Annotated in this window: 19 protein-coding genes; 9 read left to right on the top strand and 10 right to left on the bottom strand. The window is 61.5% G+C overall.

Features of this window, described 5'->3' with window-relative positions:
• Position 1 precedes the first annotated feature (1 nt).
• Complete coding sequence (gene cobS / locus ACXAG8_RS06175; RefSeq protein ID WP_475222889.1) at positions 2-988, bottom strand: cobaltochelatase subunit CobS; 987 nt, start codon at positions 986-988, stop codon at positions 2-4.
• A gap of 398 nt (positions 989-1,386) precedes the next feature.
• Here cobS and ACXAG8_RS06170 point away from each other — a divergent pair, with 398 nt between their 5' ends.
• Positions 1,387-2,091, top strand: a complete 705-nt coding sequence (locus tag ACXAG8_RS06170) for a ceramidase domain-containing protein (protein WP_475222888.1) — start codon at positions 1,387-1,389, stop codon at positions 2,089-2,091.
• A 179-nt stretch (positions 2,092-2,270) separates the two neighbouring features.
• On the opposite strand, the gene ACXAG8_RS06165 is transcribed toward ACXAG8_RS06170, so the two are convergent.
• On the bottom strand, positions 2,271-2,897 hold the full coding sequence (locus ACXAG8_RS06165) for a J domain-containing protein (RefSeq protein WP_475222887.1): 627 nt from the start codon (positions 2,895-2,897) through the stop codon (positions 2,271-2,273).
• 107 nt (positions 2,898-3,004) lie between these two features.
• On the opposite strand from ACXAG8_RS06165, the gene ACXAG8_RS06160 reads away from it, so the two are divergent.
• Positions 3,005-3,259 (top strand): BolA family protein, encoded by a 255-nt coding sequence (locus ACXAG8_RS06160; protein ID WP_475222885.1) that lies wholly within the window; start codon positions 3,005-3,007, stop codon positions 3,257-3,259.
• A gap of 12 nt (positions 3,260-3,271) precedes the next feature.
• On the opposite strand, the gene ACXAG8_RS06155 is transcribed toward ACXAG8_RS06160, so the two are convergent.
• Positions 3,272-3,718, bottom strand: coding sequence for a DUF4177 domain-containing protein (locus ACXAG8_RS06155; protein WP_475222884.1), 447 nt, complete (start codon positions 3,716-3,718; stop codon positions 3,272-3,274).
• Between the two features lie 276 nt (positions 3,719-3,994).
• Here ACXAG8_RS06155 and ACXAG8_RS06150 point away from each other — a divergent pair, with 276 nt between their 5' ends.
• Positions 3,995-4,822, top strand: coding sequence for a sulfotransferase family protein (locus ACXAG8_RS06150; RefSeq protein ID WP_475222883.1), 828 nt, complete (start codon positions 3,995-3,997; stop codon positions 4,820-4,822).
• A gap of 20 nt (positions 4,823-4,842) precedes the next feature.
• On the opposite strand, the gene gatB is transcribed toward ACXAG8_RS06150, so the two are convergent.
• On the bottom strand, positions 4,843-6,354 hold the full coding sequence (gatB, locus tag ACXAG8_RS06145; RefSeq protein WP_475222881.1) for an Asp-tRNA(Asn)/Glu-tRNA(Gln) amidotransferase subunit GatB: 1,512 nt from the start codon (positions 6,352-6,354) through the stop codon (positions 4,843-4,845).
• Between the two features lie 148 nt (positions 6,355-6,502).
• On the opposite strand from gatB, the gene ACXAG8_RS06140 reads away from it, so the two are divergent.
• The gene (locus ACXAG8_RS06140; RefSeq protein ID WP_475222879.1) at positions 6,503-7,384 is read left to right on the top strand and encodes an NAD-dependent epimerase/dehydratase family protein; all 882 of its coding nucleotides are present in this window, start codon (positions 6,503-6,505) and stop codon (positions 7,382-7,384) included.
• Here the strand turns inward: ACXAG8_RS06140 and ACXAG8_RS06135 are convergent.
• The 3 genes from ACXAG8_RS06135 to pepN form a co-directional block, all read right to left on the bottom strand.
• Complete coding sequence (locus tag ACXAG8_RS06135; protein ID WP_475222878.1) at positions 7,371-8,570, bottom strand: hypothetical protein; 1,200 nt, start codon at positions 8,568-8,570, stop codon at positions 7,371-7,373. The genes ACXAG8_RS06140 and ACXAG8_RS06135 overlap by 14 nt on opposite strands.
• Before the next feature lie 177 nt (positions 8,571-8,747).
• Positions 8,748-9,191, bottom strand: a complete 444-nt coding sequence (locus ACXAG8_RS06130) for a hypothetical protein (RefSeq protein WP_475222877.1) — start codon at positions 9,189-9,191, stop codon at positions 8,748-8,750.
• Between the two features lie 30 nt (positions 9,192-9,221).
• Complete coding sequence (gene pepN / locus ACXAG8_RS06125) at positions 9,222-11,774, bottom strand: aminopeptidase N (protein WP_475222875.1); 2,553 nt, start codon at positions 11,772-11,774, stop codon at positions 9,222-9,224.
• 207 nt (positions 11,775-11,981) lie between these two features.
• Between pepN and ACXAG8_RS06120 the strand changes: the two genes are divergently transcribed.
• The 3 genes from ACXAG8_RS06120 (at position 11,982) to ACXAG8_RS06110 (ending at position 15,566) form a co-directional block, all read left to right on the top strand.
• Positions 11,982-14,114, top strand: coding sequence for a malate synthase G (locus ACXAG8_RS06120; protein ID WP_475222874.1), 2,133 nt, complete (start codon positions 11,982-11,984; stop codon positions 14,112-14,114).
• Positions 14,115-14,142: 28 nt separating this feature from the next.
• Positions 14,143-14,568 (top strand): GlcG/HbpS family heme-binding protein, encoded by a 426-nt coding sequence (locus ACXAG8_RS06115; protein ID WP_475222873.1) that lies wholly within the window; start codon positions 14,143-14,145, stop codon positions 14,566-14,568.
• A 215-nt stretch (positions 14,569-14,783) separates the two neighbouring features.
• The gene (locus ACXAG8_RS06110) at positions 14,784-15,566 is read left to right on the top strand and encodes a gamma-glutamyl-gamma-aminobutyrate hydrolase family protein (RefSeq protein ID WP_475222872.1); all 783 of its coding nucleotides are present in this window, start codon (positions 14,784-14,786) and stop codon (positions 15,564-15,566) included.
• A gap of 63 nt (positions 15,567-15,629) precedes the next feature.
• On the opposite strand, the gene ACXAG8_RS06105 is transcribed toward ACXAG8_RS06110, so the two are convergent.
• Together ACXAG8_RS06105 and ACXAG8_RS06100 are read right to left on the bottom strand one after the other, a co-directional pair.
• A complete protein-coding gene (locus ACXAG8_RS06105) occupies positions 15,630-17,870 on the bottom strand; it encodes a xanthine dehydrogenase family protein molybdopterin-binding subunit (RefSeq protein ID WP_475222871.1) in 2,241 nt (746 codons plus the stop codon).
• 2 nt (positions 17,871-17,872) lie between these two features.
• The gene (locus ACXAG8_RS06100; protein ID WP_475222870.1) at positions 17,873-18,337 is read right to left on the bottom strand and encodes a (2Fe-2S)-binding protein; all 465 of its coding nucleotides are present in this window, start codon (positions 18,335-18,337) and stop codon (positions 17,873-17,875) included.
• A 98-nt stretch (positions 18,338-18,435) separates the two neighbouring features.
• Here ACXAG8_RS06100 and ACXAG8_RS06095 point away from each other — a divergent pair, with 98 nt between their 5' ends.
• Positions 18,436-19,014, top strand: coding sequence for a TetR/AcrR family transcriptional regulator (locus ACXAG8_RS06095; protein ID WP_475222868.1), 579 nt, complete (start codon positions 18,436-18,438; stop codon positions 19,012-19,014).
• On the opposite strand, the gene kynU is transcribed toward ACXAG8_RS06095, so the two are convergent.
• Positions 19,007-20,200, bottom strand: coding sequence for a kynureninase (kynU, locus tag ACXAG8_RS06090; protein WP_475222866.1), 1,194 nt, complete (start codon positions 20,198-20,200; stop codon positions 19,007-19,009). The genes ACXAG8_RS06095 and kynU overlap by 8 nt on opposite strands.
• Before the next feature lie 259 nt (positions 20,201-20,459).
• Here kynU and ACXAG8_RS06085 point away from each other — a divergent pair, with 259 nt between their 5' ends.
• Positions 20,460-20,909 (top strand): methyltransferase family protein, encoded by a 450-nt coding sequence (locus tag ACXAG8_RS06085; RefSeq protein WP_475222865.1) that lies wholly within the window; start codon positions 20,460-20,462, stop codon positions 20,907-20,909.
• Positions 20,910-20,969 lie beyond the last annotated feature (60 nt).

The raw sequence follows: 20,969 nt of genomic DNA, 5'->3' as shown, positions 1-20,969 counted from the left end.
CTTAGCCCAGGCTTGCGCTGGCCGCGCTTTCGGGCAGTTCTTCGTCAAAGCAACGCTGATAGAACTCGGCGACGGTCTGGCGCTCCAGCTCATCGCATTTGTTCAGGAAGGACAGGCGGAAGGCATAGCCCACGTCGCGGAAAATCTCGGCGTTTTGGGCCCAGTTGATCACGGTCCGCGGGCTCATGACGGTGGACAGGTCGCCATTCATGAAGGCGGTCCGGGTCAGGTCGGCGACGGTGACCATCTGGCTGACGGTTTTGCGGCCTTTTTCGGTGTTGTAATGTGGGGCCTTGGACAGCACGATCATCGTTTCGGCATCATGGCTGAGATAGTTCAGCGTCGAGACCAGCGACCAGCGGTCCATCTGCGCCTGGTTGATTTGCTGCGTGCCGTGATAGAGGCCGGTCGTGTCACCCAGACCCACGGTATTGGCGGTGGCGAACAGGCGGAAGTTCGGGTTCGGCGTGATGATCTCGTTCTGGTCCAGCAGGGTCAGCTTGCCGTCATGCTCCAGCACGCGCTGGATCACGAACATCACGTCAGCACGGCCCGCGTCATATTCGTCAAACACGATGGCAACGGGGTTGCGCAGGGCCCAGGGCAGGATGCCTTCGTGGAACTCGGTCACCTGCTTGCCGTCGCGCAGCTTGATCGCGTCCTTGCCGATCAGGTCGATCCGGCTGATATGGCTGTCGAGGTTCACGCGGACGGCGGGCCAGTTCAGACGCGCGGCGACCTGTTCGATATGGGTCGATTTACCCGTGCCGTGATAGCCCTGGATCATCACCCGGCGGTTATGTGCAAATCCGGCCAGAATCGCCAGCGTGGTTTCGGGATCGAACTTGTACGTATGGTCGATGGCCGGAACCCGGTCGCTGTGTTCGGCAAAACCTTTGACGGCCATGTCGGTATCAATTCCAAACACGTCCCGGACCGAGATTTCTTCGGTGGGTTTTGCGTTGATGTCGATCGCTCCGTCAGCCATGCGCCTGGTCCTTATCCTTTGCCCCGTTCGCCGGGTTTGAACCCGTGTGTGGTGCAACATATTGCAGGCAAGGGCAAGGGAAAGCCGCGCGCAGCTCGGCATGACCGGATGTTTCTTTTCATTTGCCCTTCGAGGCAGACAACCAAATCGACCGGGCGAACTGGGAAAATCCATTTGCCGGGACAACAGGCCCCTCGCCCTGCGCGCCCGATCGCGGGCCGACGCTGTGATCCACTCGATCCGCTGCAACACAGGTTTCCCTATGGTTGTGCGACAAACAGTCTTCTTCGAACGGTTTGGGATTGGGCACAGAATGGCAGGCCCGAGCCCGTATTTGCTTGCATGCGGGCTGTCAACGGACGCAAAAATTGCGCGACTTCAGAAAGCAGCACTACAGAATGACGTTTCTTGATTACATTGATCTTTACTGTGAACGAACAGCACCTGGGTTTTGGAACGAACCAATCAATGCGCTTAGCAATGTCGCTTTTTTGATCGCGGCCTGGGTTGCCTGGCGTGCGCTGAAGGCGTCTGATCAGCGTGGCATCATGGATTGCGTTCTCATCGGTCTGGCGGCCTGCATCGGATTGGGATCATTCCTGTTTCACACCCATGCCAATGGCGAGGCCGAGCTTGCCGACATAGTGCCAATCTGGACGTTTGTCGCATTATACGTTGCCACAACAATATTCCGCCTGAGTGACGGCAATCATATGAAAACCCTGCGGATAATGAGCATTGTTGTCGTTTGTGTCGGCGTCAGCCTCTGGGCAACGAGCGGAGATATCTCGACGCAGGACACCGAAAAGACTGCGGTCTTGAATGGGTCTTTGCAGTACCTTCCGGCGTTGGTGGCGCTTTGGGCTTTCTCAATCGTGACGGTCGTGCGTCGTCATCCAGCCAGGAAACTGGTGATTGTGGCGGCGGTCTGCTTTACCGTTTCCTTGGTCTTTCGCACAATCGACCTTCAGACATGCGGCGTGACGGGTGTGGGTACCCATTTCATGTGGCATGTTCTGAACGGTTCAATGGTCCTTGCACTTTTGTTGGCGCTGATCTGGTACGTCCCTCCGGTTGCAACGTCCAGGCGTGACGGAATTTAGGCCGGATCGGCCTTTGGCGTGGCGGCAGGTCTGATCGGCGGTTCACCAAAGGCAACAGACGGGGCAATTGGCCGCCGGGTGGGACCTTTGCGGCGCAATTTGCCCATCACCGATTGCCAATGGCCCGAAGTGCCCCGGTAATGCCGGAATTCTGCCGAAGCTGCGCTTGGACGCCTGCCTTACTTGAAGTTCCGGCTGTCCTTGATCTGATCCCAGGCCCAGACGACCTCTTGCAGCTGTTCTTCCTGGGACCGGTCACCGCCATTCATGTCGGGGTGCAGCACCTTGATCAGCTTCTTGTAGGCCTTGCGTACCTCGGCCTTTGACCAGCTGTCCTTTGCCTCAAGGATCTCGATCGCGCGGCGTTCGGTTGGCGGCAGGCGGCGTCCGCCGCCCCCTGACGTCCGACCCGGATTCTTGGTGGCGTTTTCGCCAAGGACCTGATGCGGGTCTTCAATGCCCAGACGGGCCCAGGCGCGCGCCTCGGGGTCGCCCATCGGTTTGGTCTCACGCTCCCAGACCTTGTCCTTGGACCGTTGCGCGTTCAACTCGGCCTCGGTCGTGCCGTCGAAGAAGTTCCATTTCTGGTTATATTCGCGCACATGCTGCTGACAGAACCAGAAAAAGTCATCCAACACGTCCGGTGCCTTGGGTGCGCGGAACTTGCCGGGTTCTTCACACCCAGGGTGGTCACAGATTCGCACCGAGGTCTCAGACGCCCCCGACATCCCCCGACGCCCGCGCGGGTTCTTTTTCTTTGCGCTGGAAACGGACATGTCAAATCCGAAAGGGTCTGATTTCGTCATGCTCTAATCCTCAGGAACACGTCTTTTCGACTCGGAGGCAGCAGTTTAGTCTAAGCAGCCGAAAGTAGAAGAGGGGGGCGGCAATTTATTTGCCGCAGAGCAAAAAAATGACCGTCACCGAAGAAATCCGCGCATGCCTTCAATCAGCCTTTGATCCGCATGAGCTTGACGTCGTGGATGACAGCGAAAGCCACCGTGGCCATGCAGGTTACCAGGAGGGTGGCCAAAGCCATTTCAACGTCCGTATCCGCGCCCGCGCCTTTGAAGGCCAGTCGCGGGTTGCCCGCCACCGAGCGGTTCACGCGGCGCTGGGCGACATTGTTTCGCGCATCCATGCATTGGCTTTGGATATCGGAACCTGACGGTTCGGACGGTCAGGTCTTGTCAGCGGTTTCCGGGGTGTCGTCCGCGTCCGTTGCATCATCGGGCGTGGCGGCATCCGCGGGTCTGAGCGACAGCGGAGGGTCCTGAGGTGCCTCGGCGATGGCGGCAGGGGCGGCAACCCCGGCGGGGCCGGGGATCGGTTGCGCCAGGGGGACGTCCTGCGGCGTATCATCCTGTTCTGCGGTGGCGGGGTCCGCGTCCGCTTGCAGCAGGCGACGGAAAACCAACACGTTCCGCCAGTTCACGGTCGAGCCTGTCAGCCCGGTCCGTTCCTCGCTGGGCAGAAGCTCGGCGCGCTGGTATTCCCAACCCTCTTGCCCCAGCTGATTCAGCAATTGTTCGATCGACACGGCAAAACGACCCTCGGGCGTTTTGACCCCCTTGGCCTTTGTGCCTTTCTGCGGGGCAGGGACAATTTTGTATTCGTAACGGGTCATGCGTCGCCTCGGTCAATTGTCTGCCCGTTATAGCAACGTCCAAAGCGTTGGCCAGTCAGCAGAGCGGCAGAGCGGGCCGCAAGGGACCCCATTCAGCCAGATTTGGCCGGGCAGGGGCACGAAAGACACAGCCGCGCCCGGAAATCGCGGCGACCAGGGGCCGCTGATTTGGCCCATCGGGGCCGTTTTTTTGATGTTGCGGGGAATCGATCTCGGCTACACAGGACGCGCAGCGCAGGACCGCACAGGAGATGTCCGATTTTCAAGAAGCTGGGGGTGTTCAATCGCCTTGGCCCCAAGGCACAGCGGACGGTAAAGACCCCGCAATCGGCGCAGGGTGACGGCGAAGGCTCTGCCGTGGCCAGGTTGGATGGCTGTGTCTATAACGACGACCCCAAGTTAAGCAGGGTCGTATTCATCTGTGGGCTTCACCGCAGCGGGACGACCTTGCTGGAACGGCTGATGGCAACCCGGTACGACGTGTCCTATCTGCGGGCGAACACACCCGAAAGCGAAGGCCAGCACATGCAGACCGTGTTTCCGATTGCCGCCAAATATGGCGGGCCGGGGCGGTTTGCGTTTTCCGACGCGATGGTCGCGGACCTGGAGACCCTGTCGGATCATGCGGCCTGCCACCAGGCCATCATGGAAAGCTGGTCGCGTTTCGTGGTCGGAACATCGGGTGTTTTGCTTGAAAAGTCGCCACCGAACCTGACCAAGATCGCCTGGTTGCGTGCGGTGTTCCCCGGCAGCAGGTTCGTGGTGCTGACCCGCGACCCCCGCGCCGTTGCAGGGGCAACCCAGAAATGGAGCAATACCTCGCTGGCCGAACTGGTGCTGCATTGGAACATCGCCCACGCCCGGGCATCAGCTGATCTGCGCGATGAAGATTGTATTACCTTGCGTTACGAGGATCTGACCCAGGACCCCAACGCCGCGCTTTCCCGCATCGCCCGCTTTTGCGCGCTTGAGGAGAAACCCGGCGCGCAGGATGTCGAAGACCGGTTTTCAGACATCCGAAACTCGAACGACAAATACCTGCCGGCCCATTCCGGGGTGTCCTATGGCCCCGGAATATGGTCGAAATTCGGATATGACCTTTGATGTAAGCCGGTCAGCGCCGGTCAGACCGCCAGTTTCTTGCTGACCAGCTCGTTCACGGCTTTGGGATTGGCCTTGCCGCCGGTGGCTTTCATCACCTGACCGACGAACCAACCTGCAAGTTTCGGGTTCACCTTGGCCTTTTCCACCTGCGCGGGGTTTGCAGCAATGATCTCATCCAGCGCGGCCTCGATCGCGCCGGTATCGGTGACCTGCTTCATCCCGCGTTCTTCGACGATCTGCGCCGGATCACCGCCATCGGTATAGACGATCTCGAACAGGTCCTTGGCGATCTTGCCCGAAATGGCGTCCGAGGAAATCAGATCGATGATTCCACCCAACTGCGCCGGAGAGACCGGGCTGTCGGTGATGTCGTGATCTTCTTTCTTCAGCCGGCCAAACAGCTCGTTGATGACCCAGTTGGCGGCCAGCTTGCCGTTGCGGCCTTGCGCGACCTCTTCGAAATAGGCGGCGCTTTCGACCTCGGCGGTCAGGACCGAGGCATCATAGTCGGTCAGGCCAAAGGCGCTGATGAACCGTGCCTTTTTGTCGTCGGGCAGTTCGGGCAGGCTGGCGGCGATGTCGTCGACCCATGCCTGCTCGATCTCAAGCGGCAGCAAGTCGGGGTCGGGGAAGTAGCGGTAATCATGCGCTTCTTCCTTGGACCGCATCGAGCGGGTCTCGCCCTTGTCCGGGTCGTACAGGCGGGTTTCCTGTTCGACCTTGCCACCGGCCTCGACAATGGCGATCTGACGGCGGGCTTCGACCTCAATCGCTTGCTGGATAAAGCGCATCGAGTTCATGTTCTTGATCTCGCAACGCGTGCCCAGATGCGAGAAATCCTGCGTTTCCTGATACTTTTCATACGCGCCCGGCAAACAGATTGAGACGTTCACGTCCGCCCGCAGATTTCCGTTCTGCATGTTGCCGTCGCAAGTGCCCAGATACCGCATGATCTGGCGCAGCTTGGCGATATAGGCGGCGGCCTCTTCGGGGCCACGGATGTCGGGGCGGCTGACGATCTCCATCAGGCAGACGCCGGTCCGGTTCAGATCGACAAAGGACATGTTCGGGTCCATGTCATGGATCGACTTGCCTGCGTCCTGCTCCATGTGGATGCGTTCGATGCGAACCATGCGCGCGGTGCCGTCGCCCAGTTCGACCAGCACTTCGCCTTCGCCCACGATGGGGTGATACAGCTGCGAGATCTGATAGCCCTGCGGCAGGTCGGGATAGAAATAGTTCTTGCGGTCAAAGGCCGACTTCAGGTTGATGCCCGCCTTCAGGCCCAGCCCGGTGCGCACCGCCTGTTCAACGCAATACTCGTTGATCACCGGCAGCATCCCCGGCATCGCTGCATCCACGAAGGCCACGTTTGCGTTGGGTTCGGCCCCAAAGCGGGTCGATGCACCCGAAAACAGCTTGGCATTCGATGAGACCTGCGCGTGCACCTCCATCCCGATTACCAGTTCCCAGTCGTGCTTGGCCCCGGCAATGGTTTTGGGTTTGGGCATTTCATAGGTCAGGTCGAGCATGGCGCGCCTCATATCCACAAGAAGTCTGAGCCAGCGTATTAGGCGCGCTGGGTCGAGGGGGCAAGGGGCAATGAAAAGTAACCCTTGATCTCAACCATGGTTTAGCTGGCACAAGCAATGTCGTGGACGGTCTGGTTCGGAGGATGACGTGAAGATATTTGTGCTGGGTGTCACGGGCCTGATCGGTTCGCATGTTGCGGCGGCGCTGGTGGCGCGCGGGCATGATGTCAGCGGCCTGTGCCGCTCGGATGCGGCCCAGGCGGCGGCAGAGCGAATCGGAGCGCAGGTCATCCGTGGCGACTTGCGAGCCCCTCTGGGCTGGGCAGATCACGCGGCCGCGTCTGATGTGGTCGTCCAGGTGGCCGCGACGTTTGACGCCGATATGGGGCAGGTCGACCGCATCGCCATGCACGCCCTGCAATCGGCCGCCCGGGTCAGGGCGACCAGGTTGCGCTGCGTCTATACCGGGGGCGTTTGGCTTTATGGCGACACCAGGGGGCAAATGGTTGACGAGCAGTCGCCGTTCGACCCTCTGCCTGCGTTTGCATGGATGGCCGCCAATGCAGATATGCTGGCACGGGGCGGGGGGCTGGACCTTGCGGTTCTTCACCCCGGGCTTGTTTATGACAGCCAGGCGGGCGGAATGTTCCGCTGCTTTGACGATGATATTCGGGCTGGACGACCGGTTTGCATTCCGGGGCACCCGGATGTGACCTGGCCGTTGGTTCATGTTCAAGACCTAGCCCGCGCCTATGTTTTGGCATGCGAAGACAACAGGTTGCGAGGGCATTTTAATGCGGTGGCCGAGGCGGGCGTCCCGGTTGGCGCGATTGTTCGCACGCTCAGCGCGCGGCGGAATGCCCCGTTTCGCCTGCACATGGCTTTGCCTGACGAAATGTCCTTGGGCGACGGGTTGTCCCGCGGTGTCGCATTTGGTCAGATTGTATCGGGCCAGAGGCTCTGTGCAGCCGGGTGGCAGCCGAGGTTTCCCGATTTCAGGGCGGCGCTTGATCCGGTCAATGCGCCCTGAGCTTGAGCCCGCTGGACGTGAAGGTGACGCTTTGGCCCTTGCCCAGCTCGTCACGGAACAGCCCCGAGATCGTGCGCAGCGCATCCCGGTGACCGCGCGCGGCAAAACGCTCGGGCGAGCTGATGCGGATGCTGTTGTTGAACCCGTCTGCTGCATGGGCCCAGATCATCGGGTGAAGTTCGGTCATGTGATCGCGGATCAGCCAATTGGCGGCATCGCAAATCTGGACACGCGCCAGGTCGGCCCTTTCGTCCAGGCCAAGCCCGTTTTGCAGGGTGATCGCGCAATACGCAGCCAACAGGTTGACCGTCTGCTGGTCGGGCCTGCGGCGCACGATGTCGCGCAATCCTTCCAGGAAGTATTCGACGTCGACACGGGCACAGGCCTCTTCGTCCAGGGCAATTGCATCGAACTGAACCCAAGTGTACCCGCCTGCGCCCCAGGTGTCCTGGGTCCGGGCGGCATTGCGCAGGGCCTGGACCTCTAGTTCGGCATAGCTTCCGAACCAGCGTGGCAGAAGGTGGCTGCCCATGGCCCGCATGTGGCGATGGTTGCGCGGATCAAGCGAGATCAACCGCTCGTACCGGTCGGCAACCCGCGCGCGGCTTTTGGTCTGGGCGGATAGCAGGGCGCAATCGGCGGCGGCGATTGCCGGGCTGTCCGGCGCCGCCTGGCGACAGGCTGGCAGGATGCTGGCCGCCCGGTCGAAATGCGCGGCACAGCGCGACCTGTTCAATGCGGGCAGGGTGGCGTCCCACCCGGTGCCGCGCCAGGCCCAGGCCAGATCGATATGGGTCAGCGCGACGATCAATGCGATCATCGCGTCACCGTCCTTGTCGCGCATTTCACCTTCCAGGTCGGCGACCCCGCCAAGCAGGTCCGTGTCGCCGGGCAATGATCCGTCGGACAGGGCGTGTTCGGCGGCAAGCACGACATCGGACCGGGCACCAAAGGCCAGAAGGTCGGCGATTGGCAGACCACCCGGCGCCATATCCCGCGCGGTATCGGCTGTGTGCATTTCGGCCGACAGCGTGTCCCATTGGTCTTGCCGGGCCAGAAACCGGCCACGCTCAATCGTTTTGCGACCGAGATAATCGCCCGCATCCATCCGAGCGACCGGAATATTGAGCCGCCCGGTTTCGGCATTCCGAAAGGCACTGTCAGGCGCGACGGAAGGGCGGGACATGGTCCCAGAGGGATTGGCAGGGGTGGAAAAACGGGCAGCAAATGCCCTGAAAGACCGGAACATGGTGAAACTCGAAACTGAACAAACGCGTAAACTGGCCTCGTATACTGTCGGCGATTTACGTCCAATTCAAGGCAACAGCAGGGAAACTTGATTAATTCAGATCAATGTAAAGCCCTAGTTCCGATCGTTTCGAAAACCGGTGAAATGGTGCCGCTCGACTTTGAAGCCACGGGACTGAAGCACCGCTTCGAACGCCCTGTGTGGGGGCGTGGCCTCGTCCGGAAGTCGAATCGTCTTGCCCGAAACCAGAATGACCCTGACATGGACGGCCATGTCCCACCCGGTATCAAATCTGAAAAACCGTATCTCTTTCAACAAAATGGCACCGCTGCGGCGCCCCGAATGCCATTGCAGGTCATCAGGGCCCAGGGACAGGCCGGCGGTCGTGTCACGCAGGATGTCCCAAAGCGCGGGGAGCGTGCACAGCGCCAACGGCGTGACAACCCACCAAACCGCGTCAAAGACCATGACCAGGGCGGCCAAGGCGGCGTACACGCAGGTCAGGGTCAGGATGGCGCGGAAAGACCGATTTCGCCGGGTAAACCTGTAAGCTGTCATTCTGGTCGGAATTGCACGGATACCAAACGCCTATCCCTTCAGGATTCGCGACACCATTTCGGTTGTGTCGCGTGACAGGTCCGGGGTTTCGGCGATGCGTGTCAATTGCGCTGCAATCTTGGCCTGACGGTCCTGATCATACCGTTTCCAGGTCTGGAAAGCGGTACACATCCGGGCGGTTGTCTGCGGATTGACGGGGTCCAGCCGGATGAGCCAGTCGGTCAACAGGGCATAGCCGCTGCCGTCGGCCCGGTGGAACCCGGCATGGTTTGCCGCCAAAGCGCCCAGCAAAGCGCGGAAACGGTTGGGGTTTTTCCAGTTGAACGCGGGGTTTTCCGTCAGGGACCGCGCGATTTCCGCTGCCGTTTCGGGTGCGGACATCGATACTTGCAGGCCGAACCATTTGTCCATGACTAACCGGTCATGCTGCCATTGATCGTGGAACGCGGTCAGCTCGGCCTCACCTTTGCGCGCGCGCAACAGGCAGCCCAACGCGGTCAGTTGCAGGGTCATGTTGTCGGCGCGGGCGTACACTCTGGCGGCCTCATCGCCGCCATCCAGACGTGATATCAAGGCCAGGGCCGCACCGCCAAGGGCGCGTTTTCCGGATTGTGCGGCGTCGGGGCGATAGGGCGCGTCGACCATGGATTCGCTCTGCAGGCGGGGCAGAAGGTCCTGCATGTGCTGGGCCGTTGCCTGGCGCAATGTTTCAACGGCGCTCCAGATGACTTGCGGGTCCGGCGTCTGACCGCGCTCATGCAGCGCGGCGGCCAGTTCCGACTGGGTTGGCAGCCCCAGCATCAACGCGCGATAAGCCGGGTCCAGTGAGCCATCGCGCAGGACCGCCGTCAGGCCATCCAGGTAATTCGCATCCGGCGTCGCATTGTCCGAAACCATGCGCAGCAAACAATCCTGCGCCAGAGACCGCCCGGCCTGCCAGCGGTTGAACGGGTCCGTGTCATGGGCCAGTAAAAAGGCGCGTTCGGCGTTCGACGGATCATGTTCAAGGACAACCGGGGCCGAGAATTCGCGCAGGATCGACGGCACTGGCTTGGCCGCCAGCCCCGAAAACGCAAAGCTTTGTTCGGCCTCGGTCAGTTCCAGAACCTCGGTGGCGCTGACTTCATCCCCATTCGGGCCAATCAGACCGACCGCGACGGGTATCACCTGCGGTTGTTTGTCGGGCTGTCCGGGTGTCGCCTCGGTGCGCTGAGCCAAGGTCAGTGTATATGTGCCGTCGGCCCAATCCTCGGAAACGGTCACACGCGGCGTACCTGACTGGCTGTACCAGCGCTTGAACTGGGTCAGATCGCGGCCCGTCGTATCCTCGAACACCTTGATCCAGTCTTCGATCGTGCAGGCCTGCCCGTCATGGCGGTCGAAATAAAGGTCCAGCGCCTTCGCATAGGCCTCATCCCCCACCAGCCGTTTCAGCATGCCGATCACCTCGGCGCCTTTCTCGTAAACCGTTGCGGTGTAGAAGTTGTTGATTTCCTGAAAGCTCTCGGGTCGAACTGGGTGCGAGAGCGGGCCGTTATCCTCGGGGAACTGGCGCGCGCGCAGGTCGATGGCGTCTTCGATCCGCTTGACCGGGGCCGAGCGCATGTCAGATGTGAACTGCGCGTCGCGGAATACGGTCAGGCCCTCTTTCAGGCACAATTGGAACCAGTCGCGGCAGGTGATGCGGTTACCGGTCCAATTGTGGAAATACTCATGCGCGATGATCGCCTCGATCCGTTCGAAATTGGCATCGGTTGAGGTTTCGGGGCTGGCCAGCACGGCCGAGGAGTTGAAGATGTTCAGCCCCTTGTTCTCCATCGCGCCCATGTTGAAATCGTCCACGGCGACGATGTTGAACACGTCCAGATCGTATTCGCGGCCATAGACGTCCTCGTCCCATTTCATCGACTTTTTCAGGGCCTCCATGCCAAAGGCGCATTTGCCCTCGTCACCGGGGCGGACCCAGAGGTTCAGGTCGACGTCGCGGCCGGACATGGTGGTGAACCGGTCGGGGTGCGCGATCAGGTCGCCCGCGACCAGCGCGAACAGATAGGCGGGCTTGGGCCAGGGATCGGTCCATTCGGCCCAGCCTTCGCCTTTGCCCGTGGGGTTGCCATTTGACAGCAGCACCGGCAGATCGCCATTGATGCGCACGGTAAAGGTGGACATCACGTCGGGGCGGTCGGGATAATAGGTGATCTTGCGAAACCCCTCGGCCTCGCATTGGGTGCAGTACATGCCGTTGGACATATACAGCCCTTCCAGCGCGGTATTGTTGCCCGGATCAATCTCGACCTCGGCTTGCCAGAGGAAAGGTGCATCAGGCGCGTCGACCGTCAGGCCCTTGTCGGTCACGTCGGGGGTGACTGGGGCCCCGTCGATGGTGGCGCCTATCAGCTTCAGGTCTTCGCCGTGCAGAAAGAACGTGCGGTCGCCGGCGTCGGGGTTGGGGCGAAACGCAATGCGCGAGGTGACGCGGGTTGCATGGGCCGCCAGATCAAAGGTCAGGTGCACGCTGTCCACCAGGTAGCCGAACGGGGTGTAATCCTTCAGGTGGATCGTGGTGGGGGCAGCGTCGCGCATCTGGGGCCTCGTTTCGGTTGCGTCCTGGCGCGACGTTAGGGGCTTCACCCGATGGCTGCAACCAACCCGCCATTACCTTGGGGTTTTTGAAGCAGCTTCGCCAATTTCCGAACGGCGTATACCCCGCCTTGGAAGTTGCCTATCGGAAACTTTGGGCCTAATTGATTGAAGGCATACAGTTGCACACAATCAAGGGAGCGCGTGAAGATGAGTAGCAGACAGACCCTGGGCGGGTTGCAGGTCGATCCGGTATTGGCAACGTTCATCGAAACACAGGCGCTGCCGGGGACAGGGGTGTCCGCACAGGATTTCTGGGCCGGTCTTGCCCGTCTGGTAAATGAGCTTGGGCCGAAGAACCGCGCCCTTTTGAACAAACGTGCTGAGATTCAAGCCCGCATTGACGGCTGGCATCTGGACCGCAAGGGGCAGGATTTCGACGCTGCCGACTATCAGGCCTTTCTGAAAGAGATCGGCTATCTGGTAGATGAAGGTGATGATTTCGTGATCGAGACGACGCAGGTCGATCCCGAGATCGCGCTGACACCCGGTCCGCAACTGGTTGTGCCGATCACCAATGCCCGTTTTGCCCTGAACGCCGCCAATGCCCGTTGGGGCAGCTTTTACGATGCGCTTTACGGGACGGATGCGATTGGCGATTTGCCAAAGGCAGGCGGGTATGACGCCGCCCGTGGCGCCCGCGTCGTGGCGCATGCCAAGGCGTTTCTGGACAAGGCCGTGCCGCTTGCATCGGGGTCCTGGGCCGATGTCTCGGGGCTGGGCGTGGCGGACGGCGCGCTGACCCCGGCGCTGGCCGATCCGGCGCAGTTTGCTGGTTTCGGTGGTGCCGCCGACAACCCGGAGTTTTTCCTGCTCAAAAACAACGGGCTGCATATCCAGATCATGATCGACCCGACCAGCAGTATCGGGTCGTCCGACCCGGCAGGTATCGCGGATGTCCGGCTTGAATCCGCCTTGTCGACGATCATGGATTGCGAAGATTCGGTTGCCTGCGTCGATGCCGAAGACAAGGTGGTGGCCTATGGCAATTGGCTGGGCCTGATGAAAGGCGACCTGACCGAACAGGTGACCAAGGGCGACAAGACCTTTACCCGAAAGCTGGCCGATGACGTTGCCTTTACCACTCCGGCGGGTGGGCGGGGCACGCTCAAGGGGCGGTCCCTGATGCTGGTGCGCAATGTGGGGCACCTGATGACCAACCCGGCCGTTCTGGATGCCGAAGGGCGCGAGATCGGCGAGGGGCTGATGGATGCGCTCTGCACCACGCTGATTGCCATGCATGACTTGGGCCGCGATGGCGGCAATTCGGTCGCGGGGTCGGTCTATGTGGTCAAACCCAAGATGCACGGCCCGCAAGAGGTGGCCTTTGCCGTCGAGATTTTCGATATGGTCGAAGACATCCTTGGCCTGCCGCGCAACACCGTGAAACTGGGTATCATGGATGAGGAACGCCGCACTTCGGCCAATCTCAGGGAATGTATCCGCGCCGCGAAATCGCGTGTGGCCTTCATCAACACAGGTTTCCTGGATCGGACCGGCGATGAAATCCATACCTCGATGGAAGCAGGCCCGATGTTGCCCAAGGGGGACATCAAGAACACGCCTTGGATCGCCTCGTACGAGGATCGCAATGTTGATATCGGCCTGGCTTGCGGCCTGAAGGGCAAGGCCCAGATCGGCAAGGGCATGTGGGCGATGCCCGACCGGATGGGCGAAATGCTTGAGGCCAAGATCGGTCACCCGATGGCGGGGGCGACTTGCGCCTGGGTTCCGTCGCCGACCGCCGCGACATTGCATGCAACGCATTATCACGCGGTCGATGTCTTGGCTCGCCAAGATGAAATCGCCGCTGGCGGCGCGCGCGGAACCCTTGCCGACCTGCTGACGATCCCGCTGTTGGGTGGGCGCAACCTTGGCGGCCAAGAAATCACCCGCGAAATCGAAAACAACGCGCAGGGCATCCTGGGCTATGTCGTGCGCTGGGTCGATCAGGGCGTGGGGTGTTCCAAGGTGCCCGACATCAACGATGTCGGCCTGATGGAAGATCGCGCAACCTGCCGGATTTCATCGCAGGCGCTGGCCAACTGGCTGCATCACGACGTGGTCAGCCCGGAACAGGTCATGGCCGCGCTCAGGAAGATGGCCGCCGTCGTCGATGGCCAGAACGCGGGCGATCCCTCCTATCGCGCGATGGCGCCCGGTTTCGACGGCATCGCCTTTCAGGCGGCGTGTGACCTTGTGTTCAAAGGGCGGGTGCAGCCGTCCGGCTATACCGAACCGGTTCTGCATGCCCGTCGCCTGGAACTGAAGGCCGGCGTTTGACGCCCCAAGACAACGAAAGGGACATGATATGGCAATTTCTCTCCGCAAGGCCCGCACGATCATCCGCAAGGCTCTGGAAAAAGGGCGCGCGCTTGAACTGAAACCGCTGTCAGTCGTTGTGCTGGATGCGGGCGGGCACGTAATCGCGTTCGAACGCGAAGATGGTGCCGCGCCGGGCCGTTTCGCGATCGCGCAGGGCAAGGCCTATGGCGCGGTCATGCTTGGGATGGCTGGCACCGCACAGATGCAGCGCGCCGAGGCGCAGGCCTATTTCATGGCTGCCGTGAACGGTGTCTATGGCGGCCAGGTCGTGCCGGTGCCGGGTGGCGTTCTGCTGCGTGACCGCAAGGGTGCGGTGATTGGTGCTGTCGGCGTCACCGGCGATACGTCGGACAATGATGCTGTGGCGGCGATGGCAGGCATTGAAGCAGCCGGGCTGACCGGAGAAATCTGACACCGCCGTTTTTGACAGCGGCGCCGTTTGGGGGGGGATTTCCCGAAATCCCCTTTTGTCGCGGGACCCTTTCCCGTCAAACGGGCCTTGCATGGAACAATGCGTGCGCTTGTGAACACGTCCTTGCGCTAAGGCGCAGGGCGTGTGCAGTTGCACCAAGGGCCGGGCGCGGATATCTAACTTGGCAACCAATTGAAAGTTGCAGGATAAACGCAATGTCTCGACCTGTTGTTGGCATCATCGGAAATTCCTACCTGATGAACGATCAATACCCCACCCATGCGGGCGGGACGATGAATTCGGACGCGGTAGCAAATGTGTCTGATTGCCTGCCGATGCTGATCCCGGCCGACCCGCGGTTTGTGTCAGTGGACGAGTTGCTGCATGTCTGTGACGGGTTCCTGCTGACGGGGGGGCGGCCCAATGTCCACCCCGAGGAATATGGCGAAGCGGCAACCGACGCTCATGGTGAGTTCGACAGGTCGCGCGACGCCATTACCCTGCCATTGGTGCGCGCCTGCGTCGAGCGCGGTCAGCCTTTCCTGGGGATCTGCCGGGGGTTCCAAGAGGTCAACGTGGCCATGGGCGGCACGCTTTACCCCGAGATACGTGATCTGCCGGGCCGGATGAACCATCGCATGCCGCCGGATGGCACGCTGCAAGAGAAATTCGCCCTGCGCCATGTCGTTACCCTGAACAAGGGCGGTGTTTTCGACCACCTGTTCGGCGCGTCCGAGGTCATGACCAACACCCTGCACGGACAGGGTATCAAATCCGTTGGGCAGCGCGTCGTCATTGACGGGCATGCGCCGGACGGAACGCCCGAGGCGATTTACATCAAGGACGCCCCCGGATTTACCCTGTCGGTCCAGTGGCACCCCGAATGGGACGCCGCCAACGATCCGGTATCCCGGCCCCTGTTCCAGGCGTTTGGCGCCGCGGCACGGGCCTGGGCCGAAAATGCACGGGCGACCCCGACGCAGATTCGGACCGCCTGATAGGCGCACTTGCGGCATCTGCGCATTCCCCGCGACCATTCGATGGCCGCAGAGTGCGGGTTTTCAGACCAGCAGGTTGAATTCGCTGTTCAGGGGCAGATTGCGGGCTCGGCGACCGGTCAGGTCGAACAGGGCATTTCCCAACGCGGGCATTGACGGGGGCGTTCCGGGCTCTCCTGCGCCACCCATGTGACGGTTGGTCTCAAGAACGCGCACCTCGACCTGGGGGGTCGTGTGCATGCGCAGCGCGTCATAATCCGGGAAATTGAATTGTTCCACTTCGCCGTCGGCAAAGGTGATCTGGCCATAGCAGGCCGCTGACAGGCCATAGATCATACCGCCAAACATCTGCGCCTTGACGTTTTCCGGGTCCAGCGCCAGCCCCATGTCGCAGGCGATCCAGGCCTTGTTGATGCGGATGGTTCCGTTTTCGTCGACGACCTCGATGACCTGTGCAACCGGGGTGCCAAAGCTGTAGGTGAACGCCACGCCCCGGCCTATGCCGTCTGGCGTCGTGCCGGTCCATCCGGACATCTCGCGCACCGCCTCAAGACAGCCCGCGCTGGGCACATGTTCGTTTTTCATCAGCTCCAGCCGGAAATCCAGCGGATCGCGCCCTGCCGCATGGGCCATTTCGTCCATGAAGGTTTCGTGGAAAAAGCCGTTATGGCTGTTCCCGACCGAACGCCAGAAGCCCACGGGAACCGACAGGTCCGCGATATGACCGCGCATCCGGTAATTTGGCACCGCATATGGCTGGTTAAAGAACCCTTCGACAAGAACCTTGTCGGGGCCGCCCGCAGGCAGGCCGGTATACCGCCCGACCGCCTGCTGCGTGCAGGATTGCGCGGCGACCTGTCCATCGATCAGCACGGCCGTGCCGTCCTTGATTGCGCCGCGCATCCGCGCCATCGCACCGGGGCGGTAATAGTCGTGCCGCATGTCTTCTTCGCGGCTCCAGGCGGTCTGGATGGGGGTTCCGGGCATGGCCATGGCGACACGGGTGGCGATGTCACCGAAATCCAGCTCGCCGCGCCGTCCGAACCCGCCGCCCAGGTAGGATGTGTGAATCTGCACCGCCTCGGTGTTCAGGCCAGCGGTCTTGGCAACCCGCATCCGGATCAGCGTCGGTGCCTGGTTGCCGCACCACAGTTCCAGCGCGTCACCGGAGTACAGCGCGGTTGCGTTCATCGGCTCCATCGTCGCATGGGCAAGATAGGGCACCTGGTATTCGGCGGTGATTTCGGTTGCGCCATCGGGCAGGGTGCCCACATCACCGTCGTCGCGCATTGTCGAGTTCGGCGCGTCGTCAAAAGCCGCCGCGATTGTTTCAAAAATACCGTCGGTATCGGTTGGATAGGGCGCTTGGCCCCAGTCGATCTCAATGGCTTCGACGGCCTGGTTGGCAAGCCAGGTGTTGCTGGCGATGACGGCGACACCGGTGCCCAGATCAACGATCTTTTCGACGCCGGGCATGGATTTCGCGACGCTGTCGTCAAAGCCGTTCATAGCGCCGCCCAGCCTGGGCGACATGCGAACACTGGCGAATTTCATTCCCGGCAGGCGCACGTCCAGGCCGAATTCGGCGGTGCCTGTGGCCTTGTCCACCATGTCGAGACGGGGCATGGACTTGCCGAGATACCGCCATTGCGACGGATCGCGCAGCGGCACGTCGACCGGCTCTAGCTTGGCGGCGTCTTGGGCCAGGTCCTGATACGTGATCTGGTCGCCATTGGGGGCAATCACTGTGCCCGACGCGGTCTGCAACTCGGTCGGGTCAAGGTTCAAGCGGTTTGCCGCCGCCCGTTTGAGCGTTTCCCGCGCCGAGGCGCCAGCCTGGCGCATCCGTTCAAACCCGTCTTTCATCGAGGTCGACCCGCCAGTGACCTGCAGGCTGAGCGTCCTGCCGATAACCCCAAGCGCTTCGCCCAGGTTGTGCTGAAAGTTCGTGATATCGTAGCCCTTGTTGGGCAGACCCTCACCAATAAGGGCCGAGTTGTAATAGGCCGCCGCCGCCGGGCCGTGCAGAACCGTGACCTGGTCCAGATCGACATCCAGTTCTTCGGCGATCAGCGCCGCCCAGGTTGTCCGCACGCCCTGTCCCATTTCGGCCCGTGGTGCGATCAGGGTCACGCCGTTCTGGTCGATCAGGACAAACGGGTTCAGGGCGGCCTCGCCAGCCTTGGGTTTCAGGGGGTTCGCCGCCGGGCGGCTGACGTAATAGGCGCCAAAAGCAACGCCGCCGACAATGGCCGCAGATCCGATCAGGAACGTTCTGCGCAGGATTTTTCCAACTCGGGCCATGATTACGCCTCCTGCAATCTTGCCGCGGCATCATGGATGGCGGCCCGGATGCGCGGATAGGTTCCGCATCGGCAGAGGTTGCCAAACATGGCCTCATCGATATCCGCATCGGATGGGGCCGGGTTTTCGGCCAGCAGGGCTGCGGCCTGCATGATCTGGCCCGACTGGCAATAGCCGCATTGCGCCACCTGGTGATCGACCCAGGCCTGCTGGATGGTTGCCATTGCCTGGGGTGTCCCCAGCCCTTCGATAGTGGTCACCTCGCCCCAGACATCGGAAAGCGGGACCTGACAGGATCGGACCGCCTCGCCGTCGATATGGACAGTGCAGGCCCCGCAGGCCGCGACGCCGCAGCCGAACTTGGTTCCGGTCAGCCCGATGTCATCCCGCAGGACCCACAAAAGGGGTACGTCGTCCGGAAGATCGACCTGATGTGTCTGTCCGTTGATCCTGAGTGTCGTGGCCATGGCGTACCTCGCTTGGCTGGGTTGCGTTCTGACATAATTATCGAAAAGTGTCAGCGCGTCAATTGACAAAATGAACAAAAACTGTCAGTGGTTCCCGCATGACCGATACACCCGAAGATCCACGGCACCAGGCGATCCTGAATTCGGCCTTTCAGGCGTTTTCGACCTATGGGTTTCGCAAGACCTCGATGGATGACATAGCGCGCGGGGCCGGAATGTCCCGGCCGGCGGTCTACCTGCATTACAAGAACAAGGATGCGATCGTGCGCAGCCTGACGCGGGCCTATTACCAGGACAAGACAGCCGCCGTGGCCGCGGCGCTGCGCCAGGGCGGGACCATCCGCGACCTGGTTTCAGGTGCGATCACGGCGCAAGCTGTGGGTATGGCCGCGATTCTGGCATCGCCTCACGGGGTGGAAATGCTGGATACCAGCAAATCCACCGCCGCCGACATCGTCGCCGAAGGCGAAGAGGCGTTGGCCCAGGTTTATGCCGAATGGCTGCGCCGCGAAGATGCGGGCGGCCGCGTGAACCTGCCCGACGGGGCCGAGGAAACGGCCCGGACGATCACGGCCTCGCTCAAGGGGATCAAGCTGACGTCCTCTGGCGCGGATGAGTTCGAAAAGCGCACCGCCCAACTGGCGGCGCTGATCGGCGCCGGGCTTGAGGTCAGGTAACCTTTTGCCGGATCTTGAATTCGGGCCGGTCCCATGCCCGGGTCTGCATGATTTCCGACACGATCGCCGCGGCCTGTCTTACGTCGTCTGCGTCGATATATAGCGGTGTAAACCCGAACCGCATGATGTCGGGGGCGCGGAAATCGCCGATCACGCCGCGCGCAATAAGGGCTTGCATGGCCGCGTAACCGTCTTCGAACCGAAAGGACACCTGGCTGCCGCGCCTGTAAGGGTCGCGTGGGCTGGCCAGTGTCAACTGCGGGCAGGTCTCTTCGATCAGCGCCACGAACATCTCGGTCAGTTCGATCGAACGGGCGCGGATATCCGCCATGGTCGTCATGTCCCAGATGTCGAGCGCGGCGGCAAGTGAAGCCATCTGAATTACCGGTGGCGTCCCGACCCGCATCCGTTCGATCCCCGCGCCGGGGCGATAGTTCAGATCAAAGGCAAACGGCGTTTCATGCCCAAGCCACCCCGACAGCGCCGGGCGCACCGAACTCGCCAGCCGTGGCGCGACATAGATAAAGGCCGGGGCACCAGGGCCTCCGTTCAGGTATTTGTAGGTGCAGCCAACGGCAAAATCCGCGTTGCATCCGGCCAGATCGACGGGAATGGCACCCGCCGAATGGGCCAGGTCCCACACGGTGATGACGCCATGCGCGCGGGCCTGCTGGCTCAGTTTTTTCATGTCGTGCATGCGCCCGGTCCGGTAATCAACCTCGGTCAGCATCAAGACGGCGATTTCGTCCGTTATGCTGTCGGCGACTGCTTCCGGTTCGACCACGCGCAGCTCGTAACCTGCGTTCAGCGACCGCAGCAAACCTTCGACCATATACAGGTCGGACGGAAAATTCCCTGTGTCGGACAACACGACCCGGCGCCCCTGTGACAAATCAAGGGCGGATGCCACCGCCTGGTAGACCTTGATCGAAAGGGTGTCGCCCACTACGACGCTGCCCGGTTCCGCCCCGATCAGCCCGCCGATACGGTCGCCCAGATTCGTGGGCATTCCCATCCAGCCCGCCTTGTTCCAGCCTGTGATCAACATCTCACCCCATTCCTGCCGCATCATGTCACCCACGCGGGCGACGGCGGCCTTGGGCAGGGGGCCCAGCGAGTTTCCGTCCAGGTAAAGAACCCCTGCGGGCAGGTCGAACATGGCCTTGGTGGCCGCGAAATCGGTCATGGTTTTGTCCGCTGATGGTGAACTTTGCTGTCCCTCTCGGCCTAGCGGATCGGGGCGAACCTGTCCATCGCGGGGCCACGCGTTTTCCTTGCGGCGGTCTGCCGCCAGGGGACTGTTGCGCCCAAGCCGCCGAATGCGCCGATTTCGGGCCGTAGGTCGATGCGACATCCTTAGGTTTTGCCATCCGTGCCGGAAAACGGTAGGACGTCACTCAGAAACGACACCTGCCGCCTTTTGGCGGCCTCTACCGGGAAGGTTCATGCGCCGGATAGATCTGCCACCCATCTGGCTTGCGGCCTTTGCGTGCCTTGCTTGGGTGCAGGCAAAATTCGCACCCTTTGGCCTGTCCCTCAAAAGCGGGTTTACCGATTTCCTGGCCGGAGTTCTGGTGGGTGGCGGCGTGCTGGCGGCCGTGCTTGCGATTGTCGAGTTCCGGCGCCACCGGACAACCGTTATTCCGCATGAAACCCCGTCGGCGCTGGTGCAATCGGGGATCTACAAACGCAGCCGCAACCCGATCTATGTTGGGGACGTGATGATCCTGGCCGGGCTTGTCCTGTGGTTTGACGCGGTTTTGTCCCTGGTCCTGATCCCGGTCTTCGTCTGGGTGCTGGAGCGGCGGTTTATCCTGCCCGAAGAGGACCGGATGCGGCGGAAATTCCGTGCGGATTTCGCACGGTATGAGCGGAAGACAAGGCGCTGGGTATGAGGTAGACCAATTCATGACACAGCGGAACGCATGCTGCACTTGCGAAATAATGTTGCGCAG

The sequence above is a fragment of the Ruegeria sp. ABD4_443 genome, assembly GCF_056160865.1.
This window is presented reverse-complemented; position numbering and strand designations above follow the sequence as displayed.